The 25,304-nt window shown below is 38.7% G+C and carries 20 protein-coding genes; 15 read left to right on the top strand and 5 right to left on the bottom strand.

Annotated features, from left to right (window positions below):
* Positions 1–185 precede the first annotated feature (185 nt).
* Complete coding sequence (locus tag ABEG20_RS12380; RefSeq protein WP_406823648.1) at positions 186–2,087, top strand: amidophosphoribosyltransferase; 1,902 nt, start codon at positions 186–188, stop codon at positions 2,085–2,087.
* A gap of 347 nt (positions 2,088–2,434) precedes the next feature.
* On the opposite strand, the gene ABEG20_RS12375 is transcribed toward ABEG20_RS12380, so the two are convergent.
* Positions 2,435–3,061, bottom strand: a complete 627-nt coding sequence (locus ABEG20_RS12375; RefSeq protein ID WP_406823647.1) for a LysE family translocator — start codon at positions 3,059–3,061, stop codon at positions 2,435–2,437.
* 151 nt (positions 3,062–3,212) lie between these two features.
* On the opposite strand from ABEG20_RS12375, the gene ABEG20_RS12370 reads away from it, so the two are divergent.
* The 7 genes from ABEG20_RS12370 (at position 3,213) to ABEG20_RS12340 (ending at position 10,326) form a co-directional block, all read left to right on the top strand.
* Positions 3,213–4,820, top strand: a complete 1,608-nt coding sequence (locus tag ABEG20_RS12370; RefSeq protein WP_406823646.1) for an MFS transporter — start codon at positions 3,213–3,215, stop codon at positions 4,818–4,820.
* A gap of 65 nt (positions 4,821–4,885) precedes the next feature.
* Positions 4,886–5,344: a deoxycytidylate deaminase gene (locus ABEG20_RS12365; RefSeq protein WP_406823645.1), complete on the top strand. Its 459-nt coding sequence runs from the start codon at positions 4,886–4,888 to the stop codon at positions 5,342–5,344.
* A gap of 129 nt (positions 5,345–5,473) precedes the next feature.
* A complete protein-coding gene (locus tag ABEG20_RS12360; RefSeq protein ID WP_406823644.1) occupies positions 5,474–5,722 on the top strand; it encodes a type II toxin-antitoxin system Phd/YefM family antitoxin in 249 nt (82 codons plus the stop codon).
* Positions 5,723–5,736: 14 nt separating this feature from the next.
* Complete coding sequence (locus tag ABEG20_RS12355) at positions 5,737–6,267, top strand: type II toxin-antitoxin system VapC family toxin (protein WP_406823643.1); 531 nt, start codon at positions 5,737–5,739, stop codon at positions 6,265–6,267.
* Positions 6,268–6,282: 15 nt separating this feature from the next.
* The gene (guaA, locus tag ABEG20_RS12350; RefSeq protein ID WP_205056471.1) at positions 6,283–7,812 is read left to right on the top strand and encodes a glutamine-hydrolyzing GMP synthase; all 1,530 of its coding nucleotides are present in this window, start codon (positions 6,283–6,285) and stop codon (positions 7,810–7,812) included.
* Between the two features lie 111 nt (positions 7,813–7,923).
* On the top strand, positions 7,924–9,135 hold the full coding sequence (locus ABEG20_RS12345) for an ABC transporter substrate-binding protein (protein ID WP_406823642.1): 1,212 nt from the start codon (positions 7,924–7,926) through the stop codon (positions 9,133–9,135).
* Positions 9,136–9,165: 30 nt separating this feature from the next.
* Complete coding sequence (locus tag ABEG20_RS12340) at positions 9,166–10,326, top strand: RsmB/NOP family class I SAM-dependent RNA methyltransferase (protein WP_406823641.1); 1,161 nt, start codon at positions 9,166–9,168, stop codon at positions 10,324–10,326.
* A gap of 397 nt (positions 10,327–10,723) precedes the next feature.
* Here ABEG20_RS12340 and ABEG20_RS12335 read toward each other — a convergent pair whose 3' ends face one another.
* The 4 genes from ABEG20_RS12335 to ABEG20_RS12320 all read right to left on the bottom strand — a co-directional run bounded on the left by ABEG20_RS12335 (position 10,724) and on the right by ABEG20_RS12320 (position 16,634).
* Positions 10,724–11,290 carry a MarC family protein gene (locus ABEG20_RS12335; RefSeq protein ID WP_406827396.1) on the bottom strand — a complete coding sequence of 189 codons (567 nt, stop codon included), beginning with the start codon at positions 11,288–11,290 and terminating at the stop codon, positions 10,724–10,726.
* A 78-nt stretch (positions 11,291–11,368) separates the two neighbouring features.
* The gene (locus tag ABEG20_RS12330) at positions 11,369–12,700 is read right to left on the bottom strand and encodes a porin (protein WP_406823640.1); all 1,332 of its coding nucleotides are present in this window, start codon (positions 12,698–12,700) and stop codon (positions 11,369–11,371) included.
* Between the two features lie 100 nt (positions 12,701–12,800).
* The gene (locus tag ABEG20_RS12325; protein WP_406823639.1) at positions 12,801–14,258 is read right to left on the bottom strand and encodes an amino acid permease; all 1,458 of its coding nucleotides are present in this window, start codon (positions 14,256–14,258) and stop codon (positions 12,801–12,803) included.
* Positions 14,259–14,387: 129 nt separating this feature from the next.
* Positions 14,388–16,634 (bottom strand): sodium-translocating pyrophosphatase, encoded by a 2,247-nt coding sequence (locus ABEG20_RS12320; protein ID WP_406823638.1) that lies wholly within the window; start codon positions 16,632–16,634, stop codon positions 14,388–14,390.
* A gap of 320 nt (positions 16,635–16,954) precedes the next feature.
* Here ABEG20_RS12320 and ABEG20_RS12315 point away from each other — a divergent pair, with 320 nt between their 5' ends.
* The 7 genes from ABEG20_RS12315 (at position 16,955) to ABEG20_RS12285 (ending at position 25,302) form a co-directional block, all read left to right on the top strand.
* Entirely contained in the window at positions 16,955–18,391 is a 1,437-nt protein-coding gene (locus ABEG20_RS12315) for an APC family permease (protein ID WP_406823637.1), read from the top strand.
* 1,002 nt (positions 18,392–19,393) lie between these two features.
* Positions 19,394–19,966: a hypothetical protein gene (locus ABEG20_RS12310; protein WP_406823636.1), complete on the top strand. Its 573-nt coding sequence runs from the start codon at positions 19,394–19,396 to the stop codon at positions 19,964–19,966.
* Between the two features lie 2 nt (positions 19,967–19,968).
* Positions 19,969–20,685, top strand: coding sequence for a hypothetical protein (locus tag ABEG20_RS12305; RefSeq protein WP_406823635.1), 717 nt, complete (start codon positions 19,969–19,971; stop codon positions 20,683–20,685).
* A gap of 34 nt (positions 20,686–20,719) precedes the next feature.
* Complete coding sequence (locus ABEG20_RS12300) at positions 20,720–22,525, top strand: type VI secretion system Vgr family protein (RefSeq protein WP_406823634.1); 1,806 nt, start codon at positions 20,720–20,722, stop codon at positions 22,523–22,525.
* Between the two features lie 2 nt (positions 22,526–22,527).
* The gene (locus ABEG20_RS12295; protein ID WP_406823633.1) at positions 22,528–23,436 is read left to right on the top strand and encodes a hypothetical protein; all 909 of its coding nucleotides are present in this window, start codon (positions 22,528–22,530) and stop codon (positions 23,434–23,436) included.
* Entirely contained in the window at positions 23,429–24,745 is a 1,317-nt protein-coding gene (locus ABEG20_RS12290; RefSeq protein WP_406823632.1) for a PAAR-like protein, read from the top strand. The genes ABEG20_RS12295 and ABEG20_RS12290 overlap by 8 nt, the downstream gene beginning before the upstream one ends.
* Positions 24,742–25,302, top strand: a complete 561-nt coding sequence (locus tag ABEG20_RS12285) for a hypothetical protein (protein WP_406823631.1) — start codon at positions 24,742–24,744, stop codon at positions 25,300–25,302. Before ABEG20_RS12290 ends, ABEG20_RS12285 begins: the two co-directional genes overlap by 4 nt.
* The last annotated feature ends 2 nt before the right edge of the window (positions 25,303–25,304 follow it).

The raw sequence follows: 25,304 nt of genomic DNA, 5'->3' as shown, positions 1-25,304 counted from the left end.
TATAAATTAATATCTGAGCAACAATAATAACTAGTATTGTAGTTAATTGCAAATTATTTTGAATAATTCTAAATAATCTCGTGGATTTCATGATTTCCAAATTAACCCGGTTGTGACAAAAGAAAACACTTTTGTTTAGGTAGTAATGTTTTAAAAGGATAACTTTGCGGCTTCAAACCCACACAATGAGTGATCAGATAAAACACGAATGCGGAATCGCTTTTATTCGCCTGTTAAAACCACTTTCTTACTACCAGCAAAAGTACGGTACAGCACTTTACGGCCTTAACAAATTATACCTTTTAATGGAAAAACAGCATAACCGGGGCCAGGATGGCGCAGGTATTGCCACCATTAAACTGGATATGAAACCCGGTAGCAGGTACATTAGCCGATACCGGAGCATGGCCTCTAACGCGGTAGCCGATATTTTCGAATATGTGCAGAACAAATTTGTTGATATTCAGGAAAATACCCCCGAATTGATGCAGGATACAGAATGGCTCAAAAACAACGTCAGCTTTATTGGCGAAGTTTTATTGGGCCATTTGCGTTATGGTACCCATGGTAAGAACAGTATTGAAAATTGCCACCCTTTTTTAAGGCAAAACAACTGGATGACACGTAACCTGGTCATTGCCGGTAACTTTAACATGACGAATGTAGATGAGTTATTGGAGCAATTGTACGAGTTGGGGCAGCATCCAAAAGAAAAAGCAGATACGGTAACCGTATTAGAAAAAATCGGTCACTTTTTAGATGATGAAAACCAGGAGCTTTTTGATCAGTACAAAAAAGAAGGACACGATAACGTTGCCATTACCCATAAAATATCTGATAACCTGGATATTGCCAATATTCTTCGCCGCTCGGCCAAAACCTGGGATGGCGGTTATTCGATCTGTGGTATGGTAGGTAATGGCGATTCGTTCATCATGCGCGATCCGGCAGGTATCCGTCCGGCATATTACTATTACGATGATGAAATTGTTGTAGCTGCTTCTGAAAGACCAGCTTTACAAACTGCATTTAATATTCAGTTTAAGGACGTTAAAGAGATCGATCCGGGTCATGCTTTAATTATCAAGAAAAACGGTGAGGTAAGCATGGAGCAGTTTCGTGAACCTACCGAAAGATTATCCTGCTCGTTCGAACGGATCTATTTCTCAAAAGGAAGTGATGTGGAGATTTACCGTGAACGGAAACAGCTGGGCCGCTTATTGAGTGATAAAATTCTTCAGGCGGTTAATTACGACTTAAAAAATACAGTATTCTCTTTCATCCCGAATACGGCTGAAGTAGCCTTCTTTGGTATGGTTGATGGTGTTCAGCAATATGTACGCCGGCACCAGAAAGATATACTTTTGCATAAAAAAGAAACGCTAACCCATCAACAGCTTGAGGACTTGCTGTCTTTAGCACCCCGGGTAGAGAAGCTGGCGGTTAAAGATGTGAAGCTAAGAACTTTCATTACCCAGGATGCTGATCGTAGTGAAATGGTAGCACACGTTTACGATACCACTTATGGTATTATAAACAACCATCAGGATACTTTGGTTGCACTTGATGACTCAATTGTACGTGGTACGACCTTAAAGCAGAGTATTATTAAAATTGTAGACCGTTTACACCCGAAGAAAATTATTATTGTTTCTTCAGCACCTCAAATCCGTTACCCTGATTGTTATGGTATTGATATGAGTAGAATGGGGCAGTTTGTGGCTTTTGATGCGGCTATCCAGTTGCTTACCGAACGCGGCATGTGGCAGGTAATTGAAGATGTTTATACCAAATGTAAAGCTTCGCTACTTTTACCTAAAGAGGAAATTGTAAACCACGTTAAAGAAATTTATAAACCATTTACCCCGGAAGAAATTTCGGCTAAAATTGCACAGATTATTACCCCAAAAGGTACTGTTGCTGAGGTTGAAGTAATTTACCAGAGTTTAGAAAACCTGCATGAGGCTTGTCCGAAAAACAAAGGTGACTGGTATTTCTCTGGAAATTACCCTACACCAGGCGGTAATAAGGTGGTTAATAAAGCTTTTATTAACTGGAAAGAAGGAAATAACCAAAGGGCATATTAGACCCTAAAATAGTTGAATAACAAATAGCTCATAGTAATATGGGCTATTTTTTTTTTACCACCGAGTGCACTGAGTTTGCACAGAGAGAAGAATAAGCTTTATTAAAAATCACGTCATTGCGAGGAGGAAACGACGAAGCAATCTTTTAATCATGTGGCTTTCCAATACAGCTGACCCGCTATCTAAACCTGACATTCGCGCAAAGCCCGGAGGCAAATCCTTCATTTGCCGAGGACTTGCAGCATTGGCAGGACTAACGCTTAATAGCTGCACCGTCATTGCTTTTCAAAAAAACTATTAAGGAACAAAAGGCGCTATGCAAGATTAATTTGCAGGGAATGTAAATTTTATGCGTAAAACTTCAGGTAAGTTTTAATAATCAGCCAGAAGGCGAAAAAGATGATGACTACACCTGCAATTTTATTCAGCTTTTTAAGTGCGTCTTCTTTTATTTTATAACGGAGTTTGCTTGAGTAAAAACTTTTAGCACCATCAATGCCGAGTTGGGTAGCCATGGCAATAAAAAAGCAGACCAGTTTTTCATTAAGCATATTATTGAGCTTAACAGATATAATCCCGCTCACAATAATCCAGAACATGAGGGTAGAAGGGGTGAGGATACACATTAAAAAACCCTTCAGCACATAACCTCGTTTGCTCACTTTTTGTAGCGTGCTACTGTCGTAATGTACGGTGATTTTAGAAACCAGGTAATAGATGCCCACTGCAAGCAGGAATACCCCTCCGATACTGCCGACGTATTTATCAAATTCAGATTTATAATCAACAAACTGGCTCCCAAAAAGAACCAGACCAATCAGAATAATATCACTTATAATTACACCAACGGCCAATGAGAAACCAGCTTTGAAGCCCCTTTCTATGCTCGTTTTAATCATCGCAAAAAATACAGGCCCTGTTAAAAACGATGAAATAATCCCTGCTCCTATACCTAGTAATATGGCTTCAAACATGCATTGTATTGTTTAGAATATGCGAATATGCAATTTTATACCTAAACATGTAACATTTATTTTTGTTGCACAGGTTGCATAAAAAATACTGGTTATTAGTTTTTTTTATTTAAGTTTAGCCCCACTAAATCAATTTACCAATTATCAAAAAATGACAAAAGACACAACTAAAAATTATGGTACAGCGCTATATACAATTATAACTGTATTCTTTTTTTGGGGCTTCGTTGCTGCTTCAAATGGCATCTTTATTCCTTTTTGTAAAACGCATTTTAAATTAACTCAATTCGAGTCTCAATTAATAGATTTTACATTTTATGGTGGCTATTTTATCGGGTCGCTGATCCTGTATTTTGCTTCGCAGGCTTCCAAAGTAGATATTTTAAATAAAATTGGTTACAAAAAAGGAATTATTGCGGGCCTTATTATTTCTGCAGCGGGGGCACTCTTAATGATTCCAGCCGTACATTCAGGATCGTTTTTATTTATCCTGTTTGCTTTTTTTGTCATTGCTTTGGGCTTTTCTTTACAGCAAACGGCCGCAAACCCTTTTGTAGTTGCCTTGGGTGAACCTGAAAGTGGTGCACATCGCCTAAATCTCGCCGGCGGGGTTAATAACTTTGGTGGTTTGATGGGGCCAGTTATTGTTAGTGTTGTATTATTTGGAACTGCAAATGATGCGGTTGCCAAGGCTGTAGAAATTTCGTCTATTAATAACCTATATTATATTTTGGCTGGCCTGTTTCTAGCTGTTGCCATATTTTTTGGGGTTTCTAAACTTCCTGATGTTACCAGCACAGAGAAAATAGAAGCCAGTAGCAAGCCTACCGGACCATTGGTCGTGATGATTTTGGGCTTCCTGATGGTGGCTGCTGCCAGCCCGTTAGCGAACTTAACGGGGATTAGTGCATCTATTTTTGTTTACTCTTCATTCGTGATCATTTTAGGTGCATTATTGTTTGGTTATTTTGCTAAAAAGGAAAATTCTTCAAGCTGGGGTGCGATGCAGTACCCTCAATTGGTTTTGGGGATGTTGGCCATCTTTATGTATGTAGGTACAGAGGTAACGATTCAAAGTAATTTGGGCGCTTTGCTAAAATTACCTGAATTCGGTGGTTTAGCGGATGCTGATATTAAACCGTATATCTCTTTATATTGGGGAAGTATGATGATTGGCCGTTGGGCAGGGGCCGTTAGTGCTTTCAACCTGACTAAAATGACGAAAAATATCCTGACAGTTATCGTACCTTTCGTAGCATTCGCCATTATTTTAGGTGTTAACCATGCAACTGGTACAGATGTGGGTAATTTATATGTTTATGGATTGTGTATTGCCATCATGGTTTTAGCTGTTTTCATCGGACAGGAAAAACCAGCTAAAACGCTTGCTATTTTTGGTACTTTGGGTGCTTTGGCCATGATCATTGGTTTGTTCACAACAGGCCATGTGGCTATTTTCGCTTTTGTGAGTGGCGGTTTATGCTGCTCAATTATGTGGCCGTCAATATTTTCGTTAGCCATTACCGGTTTAGGTAAATATACGTCGCAAGGTTCGTCATTCCTGATCATGATGATTTTAGGTGGGTCAATTATTCCGCCTATTCAAGGCGAATTAGCTGATAGTGCTGGCATTCACCATTCATATATTATTCCGGTTATCGGTTTCGCATATTTAATTTTCTTCGCATGGAAAGTGAGCGGTGAACTTAAGAAACAAGGAATAGATGTAGAAAATATCACTGCAGAGGGTGGACATTAATTTTTAATAAAGTAATTTAGCAGCCACAAAGATTTAATTCTTTGTGGCTTTTTTGATTTTAATCCATGACAGAGAAACCAAGTTTCGATTCTATATTTATGAACCTCGCCACCGATCTGGCCGCCCGCTCACATTGCGTGCGAGCGCATGTTGGTGCAGTGTTAACAAAAGATACCCGCATTATTTCTATTGGTTACAATGGCCCTCCGGCCGGTACTCATAATTGCGACGAGGAATGGCCGGAGCATGGATGCGCACGGGATAGTAAAGGAAGCTGTTCATTAGCCTTACATGCAGAAGAAAATGCTATTCTGTATGCCTCAAAAAATGGAGCAAAAATAGAAGGTTGTACACTTTATACCACTTTATCACCTTGTATTGCCTGTGCCCGCCTTATTTTATCGTCAGGCATCAAACTGGTATATTATTCTAAATCTTACGCCGCTTACAAGGGTTTGCCCAGTGATGAAGGGGTTGACTTTTTGAGGAAATTTGGGGTGGAGGTGATTTTGATCGAATCTTAGTGGGGTCACTGGTTCATTTGTTATTGGTAACTGTAAGTTGTATAACAGCTTATCAAAGTTTATTTCTAAAACATAACGCGTTTTCATCTTGACAAGTTTTCTTTGTATTTGATTATAAAATATTTAGCTATGAAAACAATGTCAGTTGGGGAATTTAAGGCTCACTTTTCTGAAGTGCTTAAAGATGTTAAGGCAGGTATTGGTATTGCCGTAACTTATGGAAGAAAAAAAGAGGTTATAGGTTATTTTCTTCCAGAATCGGGTAAAAGTAAAACTAAAAGAAAATTAGGTCCTTTAGAAGGTAAGGCTAAAGTGATTTTTAACAACGATTTTGCCATGACAGATGAAGAGCTGATAGGGCTATGGTTTACTTGTTAGATAAACATGAGTTTTTGTGGGCGATAATTGATCCGAAAAGCCTTTCAGAAAAGGCAATTTCTGTAATTGAAAATAACGAAAATACAATTTTTATAAGTGCCATTAGTCTTTGGGAAATATCACTTAAATGTGCACTTGGTAAACTCAATCTCATCGGTTTAAAACCTAATGAATTGATAAAGCAAGCAAAAGATTTGGGTTTTGACTTAATGCCAGTTTCGCCGGAATCAGCAGCAAGTCATTATAAGTTAAATGCCGCCTGGTATAGAGATTCCTTTGATAGGATGTTAATATGGCAAGCTATTCAAAAAGATATAACCTTAATCAGCAAAGATGAAAATATCAGTAAATACCAATCTGCAGGTTTAAAGGTTATTTGGGGAGTATTGTTCACCTTTTTATTATTATTAGTGACTGCAAGTTATATATTGGTTAACTGTTTAAATCGGTTAATTGACTCCAAACGCGAAACGCTCAACTCCAAACTGACTTTGGACTTTTTCCTTCAAAAATCTATAATCTTCCGTCCCAAATCTCATATCTAATTGGTACCTTTGCGGATGCAAGAAAAAATCATTATCGTCGATTTTGGTTCGCAATTTACACAACTCATCGCCCGTAGGGTTCGCGAACTAAATATTTACTGTGAAATATATCCATATAACAATCTTCCTGAGGTTACGCCTGATGTAAAAGGTGTTATCTTTTCGGGCAGTCCATACTCTGTTCGCCAGGAAGATGCGCCTCAGATTGATTTATCAAAGTACCATTTAAAATATCCTTTACTGGCGGTTTGTTATGGCGCACAATATATTGCCCAACATGCTGGTGGTGCAGTTCAGCCTTCCTCAACACGCGAATATGGCCGTGCCAACCTGAATTTTGTAAACCAGGAAAACAAATTATTTAAAGGGATCAATATCGGTTCACAGGTATGGATGAGCCATGGTGATACCATTACCGATATTCCTGAAAATTTTGAGTTAATTGCCAGCACCGATAGTGTAAGGGTTGCCGCTTACCACATTAAAGATTCTGATACTTATGCCATCCAGTTTCACCCTGAAGTAACGCATAGTATTGATGGAAAAATCCTTTTAGAAAACTTCCTGGTTGATATCTGCGGATGTAGCCAGGATTGGACTTCAGCTGCTTTTGTTGAAACCACTATAGCCGATATTAAAGCTACTGTGGGTAACGATAAAGTTGTTCTGGCGCTTTCAGGTGGTGTGGATAGTAGCGTTGCTGCTGTTCTATTGCATAAAGCTATCGGCACAAACCTGCATTGTATATTTGTGGATAACGGTTTATTGCGCAAAAATGAATATGAAAGTGTTTTAGAGCAGTATAAAGATTTTGGCTTAAACATTAAAGGGGTTGATGCTAAAGACAAATTTTTAGGTCAGTTGGCGGGCGTAGAAGATCCTGAAACCAAGCGTAAAATTATTGGTCGTGTATTTATCGAAGTTTTCGACGAAGAATCGCACCTGATCCAGGATGTAAAATGGTTGGCTCAAGGTACTATTTATCCTGATATTATCGAATCGGTGTCGGTAAAAGGTCCGTCGGCTACCATTAAGTCGCACCACAATGTAGGTGGTTTGCCAGATTTTATGAAACTTAAAGTCGTAGAGCCACTTAAAACTTTATTTAAAGATGAAGTAAGAAGAGTAGGTACCGCATTAGGTTTAGAATCGTTTATTTTAGGGCGTCATCCATTTCCAGGGCCAGGTTTAGGCATCCGTATTATTGGGGAGGTTACTCCTGAAAAAGTAGCCATTTTGCAGGATGCTGATAAAATTTACATTGACAATTTAAAAGAAGCAGGTTTGTACGATAAAGTATGGCAGGCCGGAGCTATCTTTTTGCCCGTAAGATCAGTAGGGGTAATGGGCGATGAACGTACATATGAAAATGTAATTGCCTTAAGGGCGGTAGAATCACTGGATGGGATGACTGCAGACTGGTGCCACCTGCCTTATCCGGTATTGGCTAAAATCTCTAATGAAATTATCAATAAGGTGAAAGGGATCAATAGAGTGGTGTACGATATCAGCTCTAAACCACCGGCAACTATTGAGTGGGAATAGCTTTAAGTCTGGAGTCCTGAGTCTTTAGTCGGGAGTCTTTATGTAAATAATATGAGTATGCTAGCAAGGTGGAATAAACTTTGCTAGCATATTTTGTTAAAAATGATAGGTATGAATTTTAAGAAGGTTTATGGGTTGCTGGTTTTGTTTACGATAGTTTTGGGTGCATGTTCGCCTAAAATCAGGACACCCAGGCCTGAAACTGGTAAGCCGGTTGAAAAAGAAAAGCCTGCAGATAAAAAGCCGGTCAAGAAGTTTTCGCAGGCAAGTGTTTCGCTGCTCGTTCCCTTTAAACTGGATGAGCTAAATTTAAAAACAGCCACAAAAGCCGAAATTGAAAAGTACGCCATGCCTATCGATTTTTATCAGGGCTTTAAACTGGGGTTGGATTCTGCAGCGGCGCAGGGTTTAAATTTTAAACTAAATGTTTTCGATACGCAGGATGATAATGCACATATATCGCTCCTGTATAAGAACGAGCGTTTTAAACAAAGCAATTTAATTATAGGGCCAGTTTTTCCCGCCGGATTAAAGTTTATCTCCAGTTATGCCAAAGAAAATAATGCAATCATTGTGTCTCCTTTGGCTGCATCCGAACCTACTGAATTTAATAATCCTAATCTGGTGTCCATTGTAAATAATATCGGCTTACATGGAAAAAGAATAGCTACGTACATCACTAAAAATTACAATCCCGCTAATACGATAGTAGTTTTCATCAATCCTAAAAAAACAGAAGACGAACAGTTTGCCGCACCAATAAGGAATTATTTTCAAACTAGTGGTAAATTTGTTGTACAGGAGTATGCTTCAGCCTATGCTTTTGAAACAAGAATGATCAAAGGCAAACAATATGTTGTGGTATTGGCCTCCTCCGACCGTGCTTTTGTACTCCCTACTATAGAAAAGCTTTATAAACTAAAGCATCTTCGAACTGGTGGGTATAATATCTCGCTCTTTGGTCACCCGAATTGGGTAAAGCAGAATTATCCTGTCGATAAACTGCAGGATCTGAATACCATAATCAGTTCTTCATACAAAATCGACTACAAGAATAGTAATGTAATTACTTTCATCAAAAAGTATCGCTATAAATATGGTTTTGAGCCAGGGGAGTATGCCTTTAAAGGTTTCGATATTGGCTATTATTTTGGCAGGTTATTGGTAAACTATGGCGAAGATTACAGGGATTATATCGTAAAAGATAAATACAAGGGGCTGCATAATAATTTTTCATTCATCCGTGATGAAAAATTAGGCTATATTAATACGAGTTTAATGTTATTGAAGTATAAAAATTTCTCCTTAAGCCCGGTAGAGTAATCTATCATTTTCTTCCATTTTAATTATCGCATGAGAGCAGATCATCAGTTAAGAGCCTTTGAACATATTTTAAATAGTTATGATGGTAGCATGCCCTTACATCGCTTTCTGCCGGCTTATTTTAAACAGCATAAGCAGATGGGCTCATCCGACAGGAGATGGGCAACCAGGCATATTTACAGTTTTTTTAGGTTAGGTATGGCTTTATCTTCATTGCCTGTTGAAGAAAGATTGAGTATTGCAGATTTTCTATGCCATGATACGATAAGTTTGCTGGTGGAGAAGAATCTGCCGGATTTAAAGGAAAGTATCACTTCGCCGCTCGGGGAAAAATTAGCGCTGGTTAAAGTTAAATATCCTGAATTTGATGTAGAACAGGTTTATCCTTTTCATGTAGCGCTTTCCGATGATATGAATAAAGAGACCTTTTTTACCTCTTTTTTGAAGCAGCCAGACCTGTTTATCCGGGTGAAAGCTGAAGATGCTAAAGTTGTTATCTCTAAACTGGAAGCTGAAAACATTGCCGTTAATGCAATTACTGATACCGCTTTGGCCTTGCCCAATGGAACCAAACTTGAAGCGGTTTTAAGTGAGGGGAGTTATCAGGTTCAGGATTTATCTTCACAACATACCGGCTTGTATTTTAAGCCAAACAAATGGGATAAATGGTGGGACTGCTGTGCCGCTTCGGGTGGAAAGACTTTGCTTTTGCACAGTTTTGAACCTGTAATTGAACTTTTAGTTTCAGATTTGCGGGAAAGTGTACTCTTGAATCTGGATGAACGTTTTCGTTTGGCAGGAATTAAAAAGTATCATAAAAAAGAGCTTGATCTTTTAAGGAACAACGATCAGGTTTTGCACCATTACCAGTTTGATGGAATTATTTTAGATGCGCCTTGTACAGGTTCTGGCACATGGGGAAGAACACCTGAAATGCTCACTTTTTTCGAAGAACGTAAAATCAATCAGTTTGCAACTATGCAAAAGGGCATTGCTCAAAATGTGGTAAAATACCTTAAAACCGGTAAACCTTTGATTTACATTACCTGTTCTGCTTTTGCAGCAGAAAATGAGGCCGTTGTAAAACATATGACCGATACATTACCTTTGGAACTGGAAAAAATGGAATTGATAAAAGGCTACGAAAATAATGCAGACACCATGTTTGTAGCCAGGTTGATTAAGCGCTAAGATTGATCAGGATTAAAGGATTTTAAGATCAGTAAATATCTTCTCGGCCGTCATTCCCGCGCAGGCGGGAATCCTAATGCTTTAAGATTTCCAGTCAAGTTGGAAATGACGAATCTATTTAAAAAATAGAAATCGATTCAATGCATACTAAGTATGCTCAAACCAGGATCTGAAATTTCTTTTAACGTACTTCACCGCCTCGACTAAAACGGCGATGACTCCAATGATTAAGGTATATTCTTCAAAGCTGTTCATGATGTTAGCTTTATGTTTAGATGAATATACGGAATTATTGTTACAGTTTGGTGAAGGGATCGTCATTTATGTTGTTCTCGTCATGGCGAGGATTAGGAACCTGTTCTCCATCATCCATTTTCCATCTCACATCAACCATCTTTTAAAGCCCTGTATTATTCCTGAACAATTTAATGGCAATAGCCAATAAAATTACCCCAAAGGCTTTACGTAAAATGTTCAGACCAGATTTACCAAAAAGTTTTTCCAGCCTGTTGGTGTTTTTCAATACAAAGTACACAAACAACATATTGAGGATGATGCCCACTACAATATTCTGGGTATGGTATTCTGTTTTTAGCGAAAGCAAAGTGGTCATTGTTCCGGCCCCGGCAATTAAAGGAAAAGCCAATGGAACAATGGATACCGTTTCCGGCGCTTCTTCTTTAAAAATGGTTAATCCCAATACCATTTCCATGGCGATAAAAAAGATTACGAATGAGCCTGCAATAGCAAAAGATTCTACATCTAAACCAATAACTTTTAAGAGCGATTCGCCAACAAACAAAAAGAGGATCATTAAGCCTGTTGCCACCAGCGATGCTTTTTCCGATTCAATATGACCTGCTTTTCTACGTAATTCGATTACGACAGGGATGGCCCCTAAAATATCGATAATCGCGAAGAGCACCATCGTTGTCGATAGGATCTGGCTTAAGTTGAACGTCATAAAATCAGATTTCATAGCAGCGCAATTTTAAGCAAAGGTAGCGGAATTTATATCAATTTCTCAAGTTAATATGATTTATTAGAAATAGAATTGGGTACGCAAGGTAAGCACATTATCTTTTCTGTCAGCAGTATAACCAGAAATCTGAGTAGATTCATTTTTGATCATATCGTAATACAGTACGGCTTTAAAGTGTGGGTTAAAGTGATGTAAAAAGCCAAAACCAAAAGTATCAAAACGAACGTCGGCAGGCGAAAGTCCTTTATCGGCAGAAATGTCCATACCTTTAACCTTAGCATTCGGGTCGTACCAGTCGTATTTAAAAATGAGTTGGTTATCGGTACTGTTTAACGTTTGCACAAAGGTAAAATAAGCACCATTAAAAGTTCTGGTGTAATAAGGCAGGGCCAGCGATTTATTATCAACGGGATAGGAGCCAGGTGTGGTTGAAGTAGTTGAAGTGCCGGTTTGCAGGCCCGAAATTACTTCAGCTCTAAGTTCCGATTTCCAGCTTTTGGTTTTTGTAGCCAACTGAATGTCTGCGCCATAATATCTCCTCGGAGCAACTTTGTTTACTGTTGCGGCAGAAGAATCTTTAACCATTCTCCATACATTATTGTTTTCCTCCATTTTGTAGCTCACCGGCAAACGATGATCTAAACCTCCCTGAAGCATACTTACACCACCGGCAATGGTAAAGTTTTTAAATGCATAAGTTTTATGGCTTAACCTGAAAATATAGTCTTTACTGTTGTCGAACTCTCCGTTACCCGCTAAACCCTGGCCATTATAAATGCCAAAATCGAATACAAAATTTTTAAGTCTGGCATCTTTCCAGCGCGGATTTAAAGTAAAAGTTACCCCCAGATCGCGTTCTGTTTTCATCAAAATCTGCGACATTCTACCCCGCTCCGGAGCTTCTCTAACAGATGAAGAAAGTTGAAGCTCATTACCAAATGGACGACCTGAAAGGCCAAGCGTTACGGCTAATATCTTCCATTTGTTTTCATAATAACGGCCCCAGAAATCACGTATGGCCACTCCTTGTTCTGTACCATCAAACTGGAGCACAAAATAGGTAGAGGGAGATCCATCTTCTGTTAACATCATATAATCGGCCCTTAACCGGCCCCTCCTTAACCTAAACCGGTTATTGGTAAAATCACCAAAATTTCCTCCCTGAAATTCGGCCTGTGTACCTTTTGATTCTGCCAGCTGGAATTGAGGTTGTAAATATCCGCTAAATGATAATGAACCGTACTTTTTCGATATAATGAGTAAATGATTTACCGTGGTAGAATCCATCACATCATTAATGGTTCTTTGTGCATGCCCCATAGTGGAAATGAATAATAAAGCAGCAGTTAGAGAAAAATAAATACTTTTAATTTTGGCCGAATTGCGGTACATTTTATCAGTTTTTTGCAAAGTTAACTTTATTAACAATTATTTAACATAAAAAAAGCCCCGACTTTAAATCGGGGCTCAATGAAAAATATTGTTTTTTAAATTACAATTCTGGTTTTGGAGGATCTACCGGTTTTACCGTTCTCCCACTGTTTCCAAGAACCGAGTTCTTTTTACCATAGAAGAAGTAAATCGTCACACCTAATCCCATCCAGATTGCTAACCTGATCCAGGCTTCCAATGGAAGTGAAGACATTAAATAAACGCAAACAATGATACCCATAATCGGTACAAAAGGAACCAATGGCGTTTTGAAAGGACGTGGCCTGTCGGGATCTGTTTTGCGTAATAACATTACACCAATACAAACTAAAGAGAATGCAAACAATGTACCGATAGAAACCATATGGCCTAAATCGGTAACCGGAACAAAACCTGCAAAGATGCTTACAAAAAACATGAAGAAAATATTGGTTTTGAAAGGTGTTCTGAATTTAGAATGGATACTGCTGAAGAATTTTGGTAGCAATCCATCTTTAGACATGGTATAGAATACCCTTGACTGACCCATCAACATCACTAATATTACAGAGGTATAACCGGCTAAAATGGCAATAATTAAGCCCATTTGCAACCAACTGTACCCGGTTACTTTAAAAGCTGTAGCCGCAGGAGAGGCATCACCTTTAAAAACAGTAAATGGTACCAAACCTGTCATTACGTGTGCAAATAACACATAAAGTATAGTACAAACCACTAAAGAACCCAATATACCGATCGGCATGCCCTTTTGAGGATTTTTAGCTTCCTGGGCTGCGGTAGAAACAGCATCAAAACCAATAAATGCAAAGAATACCAATGCTGCACCGGCTGCAATACCTGAAATACCAAATTCTCCTTTAACACCTGTGTTTGCAGGAATATAAGGCGTGTGGTTAGCAGGATTAATAAATTTCCAGCCCAGCGCAATGAAAATAATTACCACAGCTACTTTTACAATTACTAAAATGTTGTTAAGGCTTGCAGATTCCTTGGTACCGCGGATTAACATTAATGAAAGTAAGGAAACAATTACTACGGCAGGAAGGTTGATTCCGCCGCCATCTACTTCTGCAAATGATTTAGTTAAGTAGAGGGGCATTTCGAGCCCAAACTCATGCAATAGTTTATTAAAGTATCCAGACCATGAAACACCCACGGTTGCGGCGCCTAAAGCATATTCGAGCACAAGATCCCAGCCGATAACCCATGCCATAAACTCGCCCATGGTGGCATAAGAATAGGTATAGGCACTTCCTGCTACCGGGATCATTGATGCAAATTCTGCGTAACATAATCCGGCAAAAGCACAGCCAACTGCTGCCAATACGAATGATAAGGTTACAGCAGGCCCAGCGTGGTCAGCAGCTGCAATACCCGTTAACGAAAATAAGCCTGCACCAATAATTGCCCCAATGCCCAACGCAACAAGGCTTGTACTGCTCAGTGTCCGTTTCAGCGTGCCTTCACCGCTTTCAGCAGATTCTGCTATAAGCACATCAATAGGCTTTTTTAGATTCATAAGTTGTTTAGTCTTTTATGTTTGTTGATTTTATGATAATAAGCAGTAAACCTAAATAAAAATTACCAAAAAGAAAAAGGGATTCTGTTAAAATCCCTTTTATGGATGTTTATATCTATGTTTTTACAGCTAAAGGCTTAATGTATCAGTCGTATTGATTAAAGTATCTGTTTTTATGTTGCCAGAAGCATCGGTTTTTTGTTCAATTCTGATTTCTTTCCGAACTTCCTGTTTTTGTTCGCCTGCAATTGCCTTAACTGCAATGTAAGGCGCAATAACCAGTGAAACAATAGACATTAATTTAATCAAAATATTCATCGAAGGGCCGGAAGTATCTTTAAAAGGATCACCAACGGTATCTCCTGTTACAGATGCTTTATGCGGTTCTGATTTTTTGTAGTGCATTTCTCCATTAATCATTACCCCCTGTTCGAAAGATTTTTTGGCATTATCCCATGCACCACCCGCATTGCTCTGGAAAATGCCCATCAATACGCCCGTTACGGTAACGCCGGCCAATAAACCGCCTAAAACTTCCGGTCCGAACGTAAAGCCTACAATTACAGGTGTAATTAAAGCAATCGCGCCAGGCATCATCATTTCACGGATGGAGGCTTTGGTAGAAATGGCCACACATTTTTCGTATTCAGGTTTTGCTTTGTATTCCATAATACCAGGTATTTCACGAAACTGGCGGCGCACTTCCTGCACCATATCCATTGCGGCTTTACCCACCGCCTGGATGCATAAAGCAGAAAAGATAAAAGGGATCATCCCGCCTACAAATAAACCGGCCAGCACAGGTGCTTTATAAATATCTATTGCAGTAATGCCGGCAATACCAACAAAGGCGGCAAATAAGGCTAAAGAGGTAAGTGCAGCAGAAGCAATGGCAAAACCTTTTCCGGTGGCTGCGGTGGTATTACCAACAGCATCTAAATTATCAGTGCGTTCACGTACTTCGGGAGGCAACTGGCTCATTTCGGCAATACCGCCGGCGTTATCTGCAATCGGTCCGAAAGCATCAATAGCCAATTGCATGGCTGTGGTAGCCATCATTCCGGCTGCGGCAATGGCAACGCCATATAAACCCGCAAAATGGTAAGAGGCCGTAATTCCCCCGGCCAATACCAGAATTGGAATTACGGTAGATTTCATCCCAACAGATAAACCAGCAATGATATTGGTGGCGTGCCCGGTTGAAGATTGTTGAATAATCGAATTTACAGGACCTTTGCCCATCGCTGTAAAATATTCGGTAACCACACTCATAATGGTGCCCACTACCAAACCTACTATAATGGCATAAAATACATTGATGCTCGAAAATTCATATCCACGTAAATTAAGCGTTTCAGGCAACATCCATTTCACTATAAAGAATGAAGCTACTGCTGTGATCACAATAGACGACCAGTTACCCAGGTTCAGTGCATTTTGAACATTCGATTTTTCATCTTTAATGGTGACAAACCAGGTTCCGATGATCGAAAATACAATGCCCAGCCCACAGATGACCATGGGTAACAAAATAGGAGACATTCCTCCAAAATTATCGGTTACATTAATTTCCTGTCCTAAAACCATGGTTGCTAAAATAGTAGCCACGTACGAGCCGAATAAATCGGCCCCCATACCGGCCACATCACCTACGTTGTCGCCCACATTATCGGCAATGGTAGCGGGGTTGCGTACATCATCCTCAGGGATACCGGCCTCCACCTTGCCCACTAAATCGGCACCAACATCTGCGGCTTTGGTGTAGATACCACCGCCTACACGGGCGAATAGGGCAATAGATTCGGCACCCAGTGAGAATCCGGTTAAAACCTCGATGGCGGTTTTCATTTCCACACTGTTAACCGATACAACATTAAAATGCTTAAGAAATACGATAAATAAGCCACCTAAACCCAAAACGGCTAGTCCGGCAACACCCAGGCCCATTACTGTTCCTCCGGTAAATGAAACCTTTAAGGCTTGTTTTAAACTCGTTCTGGCTGCCTGTGTGGTTCTTACATTGGCTTTCGTTGCCGATTTCATGCCGATATAACCTGCTGTAGCAGAAAATACCGCTCCAATAATGAAAGAGATAGAAATAATCCAGCTTGAATGCATCGGGATGCCTTTAATTTCGGTAATCGTTCCCGAATAAGCCAGAAGCGCTGCTGTAAAAACAGCAAAAATGCTCAGCACCCTCCATTCAGCTTTTAAGAAAGCCATGGCACCATCGGCTATGTAGCCCGCAAGTTCCTGCATGTTTTGATCACCTGCATCCTGCTTGTTTACCCAGGCGCTTTTAATCATCATAACTATAATGCCAACAAGCCCCAGCGCCGGAATACAGTAAATTAAATTGTTTTGTAAAAAGTTCATAGTTAATAATTGGTTTTATATTTGGTTAGCGGTTATTTAATGGATCAACTCTTTGAATCCGTTAATTATGTAAGCTGTATTGTCTAGCCCTAGTACCTTCTCTAAACTCCGGACCCTGCCGGTTTGTTAATTTATTGTAGCCTCCGGATTCCAGACTTCGGACTTATACTTAGCAAGTTAATAAAATATTCTTTTTGTGATTAAAATTTTCATTGCCCTTGTGAAAAAAAATATTCAGTTAAAATAATACAGGCGAAGCGCACCTATTTTCTTTTTTTTAAATAAATTAGCCACCAACTAAACCGAACTAAAAAATGAAAATGGAAAAAGAAGATGGATCTGCAAAAAGAAAGTTAAGCCTTTTTGATGCCACGATGCTGGTAATGGGCTCAATGATCGGGAGCGGTATCTTTATCGTAAGTGCCGATATCATGAGAAATTTAGGCTCTGGTTATTGGTTAATTGTGGTATGGATCATTACAGGAATAATGACTGTTGCAGCTGCAATTTCTTATGGTGAACTTTCTTCTATGTTTCCTAAAGCGGGCGGACAATATACTTACCTGAAAGAGATTTTTGGTAAAATGATGGGTTTTCTTTACGGTTGGGGCCTTTTTACGGTAATCCAGACTGGTACTATTGCCGCTGTTGCAGTGGCTTTTGGTAAATTTACGGCCTACCTCATCCCTGCGTTAAACAACGCTGCTCCAATCTTTCAAAGCGGTGGTTATAAAATTACCTGGATCCAGATCCTGGCTATCGGTGTTATTCTACTCTTAACTTATATCAATACAAAAGGCGTTGAGGGCGGTAAGATACTGCAGAATATTTTTACAGGTTCTAAAATTGTTGCTTTAATCGGCCTGATTGTTTTGGGTTTTCTTTTGGTGAAAAACAGCTTCTGGACAGAAAACATGAGTTTTGGATGGAATGCTTTTAATAATCTTAAAACAGACCCGAGCGGTAATTTTCTCCAATCGGGATGGGAATCTATTTCGGGAATGACCATAATGGGCGGAATTGCAGCAGCTATGGTGGGGTCCGTATTTTCGAGCGTAGCCTGGGAAAACGTAACCTTCGTTTCGGGAGAAATCGAAAACCCTAAAAAAAATGTAGTGCGTTCTATGGTTTTGGGTACCTCGGCCGTCATGATTCTTTACTTATTGGTTAATTTTATTTACCTCAATACACTAAACAGAGATAGTATTGCTTTCGCCCTTAACGATCGGGTTGCAGTTGCAGCCTCTGAGCAAATTTTTGGCAGCGGTATGGGTACAGTGATCATTGCATTATTGGTGATGATTTCTACTTTCGGTTGTGTTAATGGAATCGTACTGGCAGGGGCAAGGGTGTTTCAAACCATGGCAAAAGATGGTATGTTTTTTAAGGCGGCACTTCAAAACAATAAAAACGGCGTACCCGAAAGGTCGCTCTGGATGCAGGGCATTTGGGCAGCTGCTTTGTGTTTAAGCGGGCAGTATGGTAACCTTTTAGATATGATTTCTTTTGTTATTGTACTCTTTTATATGATTACAGTTTTCGGTGTAATTTACTTAAGGATAAAACAACCCGCAATAGAAAGACCTTACAAAGCCTGGTTGTATCCAATCACACCGGTTATTTACCTGTTAATCGGTGCGGCATTTTGCATACTGCTTTTAATTTACAAACAACAATATACCTGGCCAGGACTTATAATTGTTTTGCTTGGGGTTCCTGTTTATTTTCTGATCAATAAGAAAGAACAAAAGGGTTAGTGATGGCCCATTTGCTGATCCTATAGTTGTCGGATTTATTTTATAAGTAGAAATAGTACATTCTCGCACATGCGGGAATATTAAAGCACTTGTATCAAGATTCCTAATCAAGTTGGGAATGAGGATTCCTTGAGTAATAATACCTAATAAAATTTCTGTCACTAGTGTTGATTTTTATTCAATAAACTATTCCTTGGCATGATAGTTAGAAATAAACAGAAGAATTAAATCTGTTAGATTTTTTATCGATATAGCATTTTCAATCTCAAATCCAGCATTTCAAATCTTTTCAAGGTTTGAAAAACAAGGCCCGTGTTCGCTACTACCGTTTTAGCCAACGCATAGCTGTGCGGGGGATGCCCTGCAATTTAAACCAGATTTGTGTAGGGCCTGCAGGTTTATGATCATGTGGCGGGGGCTAACGTTGCCATAAAATGCAGTTTTTGCTTTTGACAAAAAAATATGGAAAGTGTTTTAAACTTAGTTTACGGCAGAATGTTTTCCCCAGCCCCAAACCCTTTAAAAATCGTATCATTTTATAGACTAATGCTTACAAACCTGTATGTTAAGGTTAGGTGTTGGTAAAAAAAACAACAATTAATATTAACCTTTATTAATAGTTTAAATCTATTTACAAGCTATGTAAATATTTATTTTTTCCATTTTAGGTTTTGCCTTTGCGATTGCTGATGAGCGTAGTGCCATGCAATTGGCCTGATATTTGGTTTAGTTTACACTGTAGCTTGGCTACACTAATCAAATTTTAACCTTTAAATTTTAAAACTATGGCTTTCAAAGCTAGCTTAAATTTTTCGGGCAAAAAGTACCAGGTACTTCAGCATGCCTATTTATTAAAACTTAATATATTTCCGATGATGTCGCTGTGCTAAGTGAACAAGGGAAGTATTATCGCTTTTTTGGTCACTTGGTCTTTAAGGATCGGACATATTTTAGGGCTATGCCTTCAACCTATTGCTTAATTTCACAACACATAAATTATAAATGAAAATTATGCGCTTATCTGGTCGTATTTACTTTTTTCTGGTTTTAATTGCGGCAACAGTTTTATATTTTTCGGGATGTAGTGGAGCGGATAAACAGCCGGATGAAAAAAATGGCCATATATTGGCAGAGAAAGTCAGTATCACCAATAGTTTTCTTTCTTATACAGACTCTTTAACCAGATTGCCTCTAAGCCAGCTTAACAGGCTGGGTATCGTTCCAATCAACAAGAGATTTGCCGGTCAGTTACCCCTAAGCATTTATGAGGGTAAAGCAATTGGTCAGGATAGCATTATCGTTCAACCCTATAAAAATAATGATATGGCTTCTGTTCAGGCAGGAATTAGATTATTGGTGCCCAAATCGATTACAGATTCTTTAACTATCGGAGATTTTACGCGGTACTTTGGGGATATTAAAAAAGAAAGACCGATGATCGGCACTACGGAACAGCCACTACCAATCGAGATTAGCATTAATGCCAGTACAGCGTTAAAATTAACGTTTAACCATAGTGAAAAGTTGGAACTTGCCCATGTAACCATGGTTGAAGTTTTGAAATATAGATTATAGTGATGAATACGCTCGTAAAAATTAAGGAATATGATGCACATGGCGGGCCATCTAACGTTAAAACGGGAGATGATGGCCATGCACAAACCTCCACTACTACAGGTAGGTTTGTGATCAGGAGCATTGAAAAACATGTGAGTTATGGCCGTTACGCCGTTTGGTCAGGTGTTGCCTGGGGAACTGAGATGAAAATAAGCGGAGGCATTGTAATGGTAAAATTGGCTGGTAAATGGAAAAAGTTGACAGATGTAAACGCGGAGTGGGGAAAATATAAAAACGACCAGAAAGGGGTTACCAATTATATACTGAAGTACCAGCGTGATCTTTATCCCAATTCACCGATTCCAACCAAATGGCTCTTCAATGATTTTGGGCATGTTTCAGTCAAATATTTTAAAGACCTGAATAATGACCGTAAAATGAATGGTAAGGAATATATTATGGGCGATTTTATCCATACCACACCGCCTGATGAAGCGGCAACAGCTCAAGGTAGGGTTTTTCAACTGGCAGAATCACATGGTTGCATCCATGTGCGGCCTAACGATATTGATACCATGATCGGGAATGGTTATTTAAAAAAGGGAAATACGATAGAAGTGCATCCCTACACCAAAAAGGTTATAGAAGCATCTTTTAAGAGAAATGCAGCAGGTACGCAATTTGAAGTGCATTTCTATCCCGGTCTTTATAAAATTGCAGTTTACAGAACAATGTAGCCAAAACGCTACTGTAACAGTAATAAAATACATTATGGAAAATAAACTTATTGTAGAAATTAGTATAGAAGATGCGGCAATTGCCCATTTTGCTTCTTTTAATCTACTACAGGCTTTTAACCACCACCATTATTTTGAACTTCATTTTAACCACGATCACTTGGGTGCCCCTGGCTTAATCAGTTTAGATGATAGTCGCGATTTCGTGGGTAAAACCTTAACTGCTTCTTTCGGCTATTCGCCAGAAAACCTGCAACATTTTGCCGGGCTTGTTACCAAAGTAGAACTTTCGCAAAGTCATGGTTACCACGGCGTACTTATTGTAAGTGGCTATAGCCCTACCATATTAATAGACCGCGGTCCAGATTTAGGATCTTATTTAGATAAAGATCTTGATACCATTGTTAAGCTGGCCACGAATGATACACCGGCTAACGACCTCGCAATTGTAAGCAATGCTTCAAGAAAAGCAGCAATTGATTATCTGATACAATACCGCGAAAGCGATTTCGAATTTTTGAACCGTTTGTCAGGCGAATATCATGAGTGGTTTTACTATGATGGCAAGCAACTTAATTTTGGTAAACCCGACAAGCAAAAAGCAGTGTCTCTTTTTTATGGACGCGACGTGTTTAACCTGCAATACGCCATGGAGGTTTCGCCAATAAAGTACAAGCGCTTTGCTTATAACCCTAAACAGGATGAAATGCTGCATAGCGAAAGTACAGGTAAAGCAGATGGAAATCCTGATCTGGCGCATGCCATCAAGGCGTCTAACAACATGTACAGCAAAACCTTTAATCAGCCATCTTTAATCAGGGTTGATAACAACAACGATATTAAAAGCCATGTAGAAAATGAAGAGAAGGCGCACATCAGCGAGCTATTAAAAATTAATGCCAGTGGCGATAATGCTCAGCTTAGTATCGGCAGTATTGCCGAAATTACGATGAGTTTCAGGAAAGAGCTTGCTTTTGCAACTGAAAGTCTGGGTAAATTTTTGATTACCAACATCAACCACCAGATAGACGGAACGGGTAAATACAGCAATACTTTCGAAGGTATAGTGGCTACCACTGAGCGTATAATGGTTAAGAATTACCAAAAACCACAATCGGATATGCAACTGGCCGATGTGATTGATAATGATGATCCACAAGGGCAGGGCAGGGTGAAAGTTAAATTTAAATGGGAGTGCCATACAAACGATCCTACCGAATGGCTAAGGGTAATCAGCCCGAATGCGGGGAGCGGCGATACCGGTAAAAACAGGGGTTTTCATGTTATTCCGGAAAAAGGCGATCAGGTAGTTATCGCTTTCGAAGAAGGAAATGTAGCCAGGCCGGTGGTAATGGGGAGTGTGTACCATGGTAAAAGTGGCGATAGCAGCGGCTTTAAAAACAGTAATACCAAAGGACTTACATCCAGAAAAGGAAGCAGTTTAAGTTTTGATGACCTTAACCATGCATTAAACCTGGGCACCAATGCAGCAAATTTTGTGAAAATTGAAAATGGACCCGGATTAATTACTGCGGAATCTGCGGAGACCATTGTCATCAAGACAGGGCAGAGCAGCATTACATTAAAGAAAGATGGTACGATCGATATTATCGGAAAGGTGATCAATATCCAGGGTACTCACGTAATTAATGCAAATGCAGGTGAGAAGCCAGGTGATGCGGTAAATATTGGTAAGAACGCAACTACTGCGGTTACCATTGATACGAAAAATATCGATTCGAAAGCCAGTAACGGAATCAGTGTAAATTCTCAAACAACCATTTCACAAACTTCAACTGGCGTACAAACCATTACGGGTAGCCAGGTAGATATAAATTAATTATGAGCAGATTTAAATTTTTTGATGACGAAATAAAAAAAGAGGAAACCTTACATAATAAATTGACATACAGGGGTGAACCAAATAATTTAAATTATGTAATAATCCAACAGCAAAAAACAGTTGCAAATGACCAAACGATTTCGGATACTGAAACAAAAATGCTCTGGCAGCTTGAAAATATTCTGGTGGATAATGAAGGATATCAACTTTATTTGAATCAAATAGAGCATGATGTGTTAAAAACAAATAGTCAATTACAGCATTTAGCGGCTTTCGCTAAATTATTTAATTCTCCAACCTCAAGGTTGCATCTTAGATTTACCAAAACTGGTAAATTAATTTCTGTATTAAACCAAGCTGAAATACTTAGCATCTGGCAAAATATGAAGGAAAATGAATTATCATCGCTTGTTAATGCCAACAGTAATGAAAGTAAACTGATTATAAAAGCCGGGGATAATGATTTTGCTAATAGTGTTTCACTTATTGGCGATGGAATATTATATCAATTACTATTTCCCGCATTTTATGATTTAGGAAATGAAAGCCGGGTAGATAAAGTGGAAAGAGATTTTAGATCAAATATATTTAATGAGAAAAGAATCAATCTTTCTGGAGAAAGAATAGTTGAGGGAGCCGGGGTAGATGAAATCATTATTAAAGAAACTTTTATAAATGAAAAAAAGGGAAATTATACTCAGGAAATTCTAGAAATATATAATTTACAATATAAGCCAATATTAATTGCTGAGTTGGATTATGAGTATAGGGTAAACATAAACTATAAAGTGTTTAAAAATTCTGGTGTATTAAAAAATGTTGAATGCGAGGTAGAAGAGCGGTTAAACAATAACTTTTATTTTAGATCGCATTATTCCTTTAAATTAAAAAAAGAAAATTATGGCTAAGATATATGTACCTGATCAATCTTATCTGGTTTGCTCTGACGGAATGTCTAAACAACAATTAAAAGTAGGAAGTCAGTCCACTATCAAAATTGTAGGAGGTCGTTTAGCGGGAACAATAGATGATCGAATGGGGGGGAATTTTAATTGTGCGAAGATGGTTATTGCCGGTGCGATAATAGGAGCAATTGTTGCGGGGATTATTGCTGCTGCGACAGTGGCAACTGGCGGTGTAGCAGGAGCGCTCATTATAGGTGCTATCGCAGCAGGAGGAGCTGCTGGTGGCGCTGCCTTAGGTCTTGGAGCGGGTTTTATGCCGTGCATTTGTGCATTATTGACATCAGGAAGTGATTGGGCTCCTGTTCATCCAAAGGTTTTGATTGAAAAGAAAAAAGCACTTATAGAAAGTTCTAAAGTGAGCTGTTTTTTTGGTGGTCAAGTAATGATATTCTATTCGGAAAAAGCTGCCGATGAGGCCATTGATTTAAAGAGAAAAAAAACTTTGGCAGACGTAGGGCTTGTAATGGCTTCTGCCTTTGTTGCTGGAGGGGCTTTTCAAGGAATAGCTGGTGCATTTAGTACAGGGTCAACCATTTTGGCCACTTTTGGGAAGGTTGCATTAGGAGAATATGTTGCATTAACATTATTAGGGGGGGCAGGTGCATACGGTGCAGATTTTGTTTTAAGCAAAACAAAAGATCAAGCATATGAATATGCAGGTGTTAAAGATCAAGTTGACGGTTATGAAACTGATATTACTGTTATCAATGAGCAAATTAATAAGCATGAGTCATACACAAGTGAAACTGTACTGGATCAGGGAACAAAGGGTATAGATGCTACAGGTAAGGGGCATGAAATTAGTAAACAAAACATATCGGAATCTAATACTTACGTGTCCCAGGATTATGCGAGGTTAAATGATATAGAAGAATATGGGCAAACTAGGACTTACTCAAGTGTAGATCCTAATGCTATTCAGGGAAATAATCCACAACTTGAAACTAGTTATAACCAAAATTCACAATTTGCAGATGGATCCGGAAGTTATTCTGAAGGTCAGATACAACATGTTACAACTAATAATCAATGGTCGCGCGTTTCAAGAAACGATGCGATGAAAGGTATAGGACAAGGTGCTTCAAATACATTTAAAGATTATAAAGGTTTTTTACTCGGGCTCATACCAGATTTGTATAAATATATCACCAATCCATTTGTTAAAGATGAAATACAAGATTATATTAAAGCAATGATTAATGATGAAGCAAAAGCAAAAGCGGCAATAAATGTAATCGAAACTGACGTATGAGTTGGTATAAAATTTATAGACTCCCATTGCTTGCAGTTACCACCTGGTTAGTTTTTATCCTATTGCTTTTGATGAATTTTAAACAGGCAACTGTAATTTCCGTTGCAAGGAAAGATATTCATATTCAAAAGAGAGAAAGTGGGACTTATGGCAAATTTAGTTTTACGTTAAATGTATCAAACCATCAGAATAATTACTCAAGATCATTTAAAAATTACTGTATTTCAAATTTGTTCCTCGAATTTAAAAATATTGAAAAAGTTGATTCAGTATATTTATCAATATCAGCTAACCAACTGGCGGATAAAAGTCGAAACAAAAAACTTTATTATGTTGCCGAACATAAACTAAACTTTTTAGAAGAAATGTTTCAAATTGTTTCTTATTCGGTTAATAACCAAATCTTGTATTTAGTTGTTCCGCTTATATTGACCTTTATTTTATGTTCAGATGAGTATAAGAAGGGCTATCGCTATATCAACAACTTGCATAAAAAATTATCAAATATTGCTTTTACATTAATCGGTATCTTTATTTTGCTAATCGCTATTTATTAATC

The organism is Pedobacter sp. KACC 23697, from assembly GCF_045348445.1.
In the GTDB taxonomy this organism is placed as follows: domain Bacteria; phylum Bacteroidota; class Bacteroidia; order Sphingobacteriales; family Sphingobacteriaceae; genus Pedobacter.
The sequence above is the reverse complement of the archived record's forward strand: the minus strand, read 5'-3'. Positions and strand labels throughout refer to the sequence as shown.

Coding starts and splice junctions, on each gene's coding strand:
- ABEG20_RS12380 (WP_406823648.1), top strand. CDS start 186: ATGAGTGATCAGATAAAACACGAATGCGGAATCGCTTTTATTCGCCTG.
- ABEG20_RS12375 (WP_406823647.1), bottom strand. CDS start 3,061: ATGTTTGAAGCCATATTACTAGGTATAGGAGCAGGGATTATTTCATCG.
- ABEG20_RS12370 (WP_406823646.1), top strand. CDS start 3,213: ATGACAAAAGACACAACTAAAAATTATGGTACAGCGCTATATACAATT.
- ABEG20_RS12365 (WP_406823645.1), top strand. CDS start 4,886: ATGACAGAGAAACCAAGTTTCGATTCTATATTTATGAACCTCGCCACC.
- ABEG20_RS12360 (WP_406823644.1), top strand. CDS start 5,474: ATGAAAACAATGTCAGTTGGGGAATTTAAGGCTCACTTTTCTGAAGTG.
- guaA (WP_205056471.1), top strand. CDS start 6,283: ATGCAAGAAAAAATCATTATCGTCGATTTTGGTTCGCAATTTACACAA.
- ABEG20_RS12345 (WP_406823642.1), top strand. CDS start 7,924: ATGAATTTTAAGAAGGTTTATGGGTTGCTGGTTTTGTTTACGATAGTT.
- ABEG20_RS12340 (WP_406823641.1), top strand. CDS start 9,166: ATGAGAGCAGATCATCAGTTAAGAGCCTTTGAACATATTTTAAATAGT.
- ABEG20_RS12335 (WP_406827396.1), bottom strand. CDS start 11,290: ATGACGTTCAACTTAAGCCAGATCCTATCGACAACGATGGTGCTCTTC.
- ABEG20_RS12330 (WP_406823640.1), bottom strand. CDS start 12,700: ATGTACCGCAATTCGGCCAAAATTAAAAGTATTTATTTTTCTCTAACT.
- ABEG20_RS12325 (WP_406823639.1), bottom strand. CDS start 14,258: ATGAATCTAAAAAAGCCTATTGATGTGCTTATAGCAGAATCTGCTGAA.
- ABEG20_RS12320 (WP_406823638.1), bottom strand. CDS start 16,634: ATGAACTTTTTACAAAACAATTTAATTTACTGTATTCCGGCGCTGGGG.
- ABEG20_RS12315 (WP_406823637.1), top strand. CDS start 16,955: ATGGAAAAAGAAGATGGATCTGCAAAAAGAAAGTTAAGCCTTTTTGAT.
- ABEG20_RS12310 (WP_406823636.1), top strand. CDS start 19,394: ATGAAAATTATGCGCTTATCTGGTCGTATTTACTTTTTTCTGGTTTTA.
- ABEG20_RS12305 (WP_406823635.1), top strand. CDS start 19,969: ATGAATACGCTCGTAAAAATTAAGGAATATGATGCACATGGCGGGCCA.
- ABEG20_RS12300 (WP_406823634.1), top strand. CDS start 20,720: ATGGAAAATAAACTTATTGTAGAAATTAGTATAGAAGATGCGGCAATT.
- ABEG20_RS12295 (WP_406823633.1), top strand. CDS start 22,528: ATGAGCAGATTTAAATTTTTTGATGACGAAATAAAAAAAGAGGAAACC.
- ABEG20_RS12290 (WP_406823632.1), top strand. CDS start 23,429: ATGGCTAAGATATATGTACCTGATCAATCTTATCTGGTTTGCTCTGAC.
- ABEG20_RS12285 (WP_406823631.1), top strand. CDS start 24,742: ATGAGTTGGTATAAAATTTATAGACTCCCATTGCTTGCAGTTACCACC.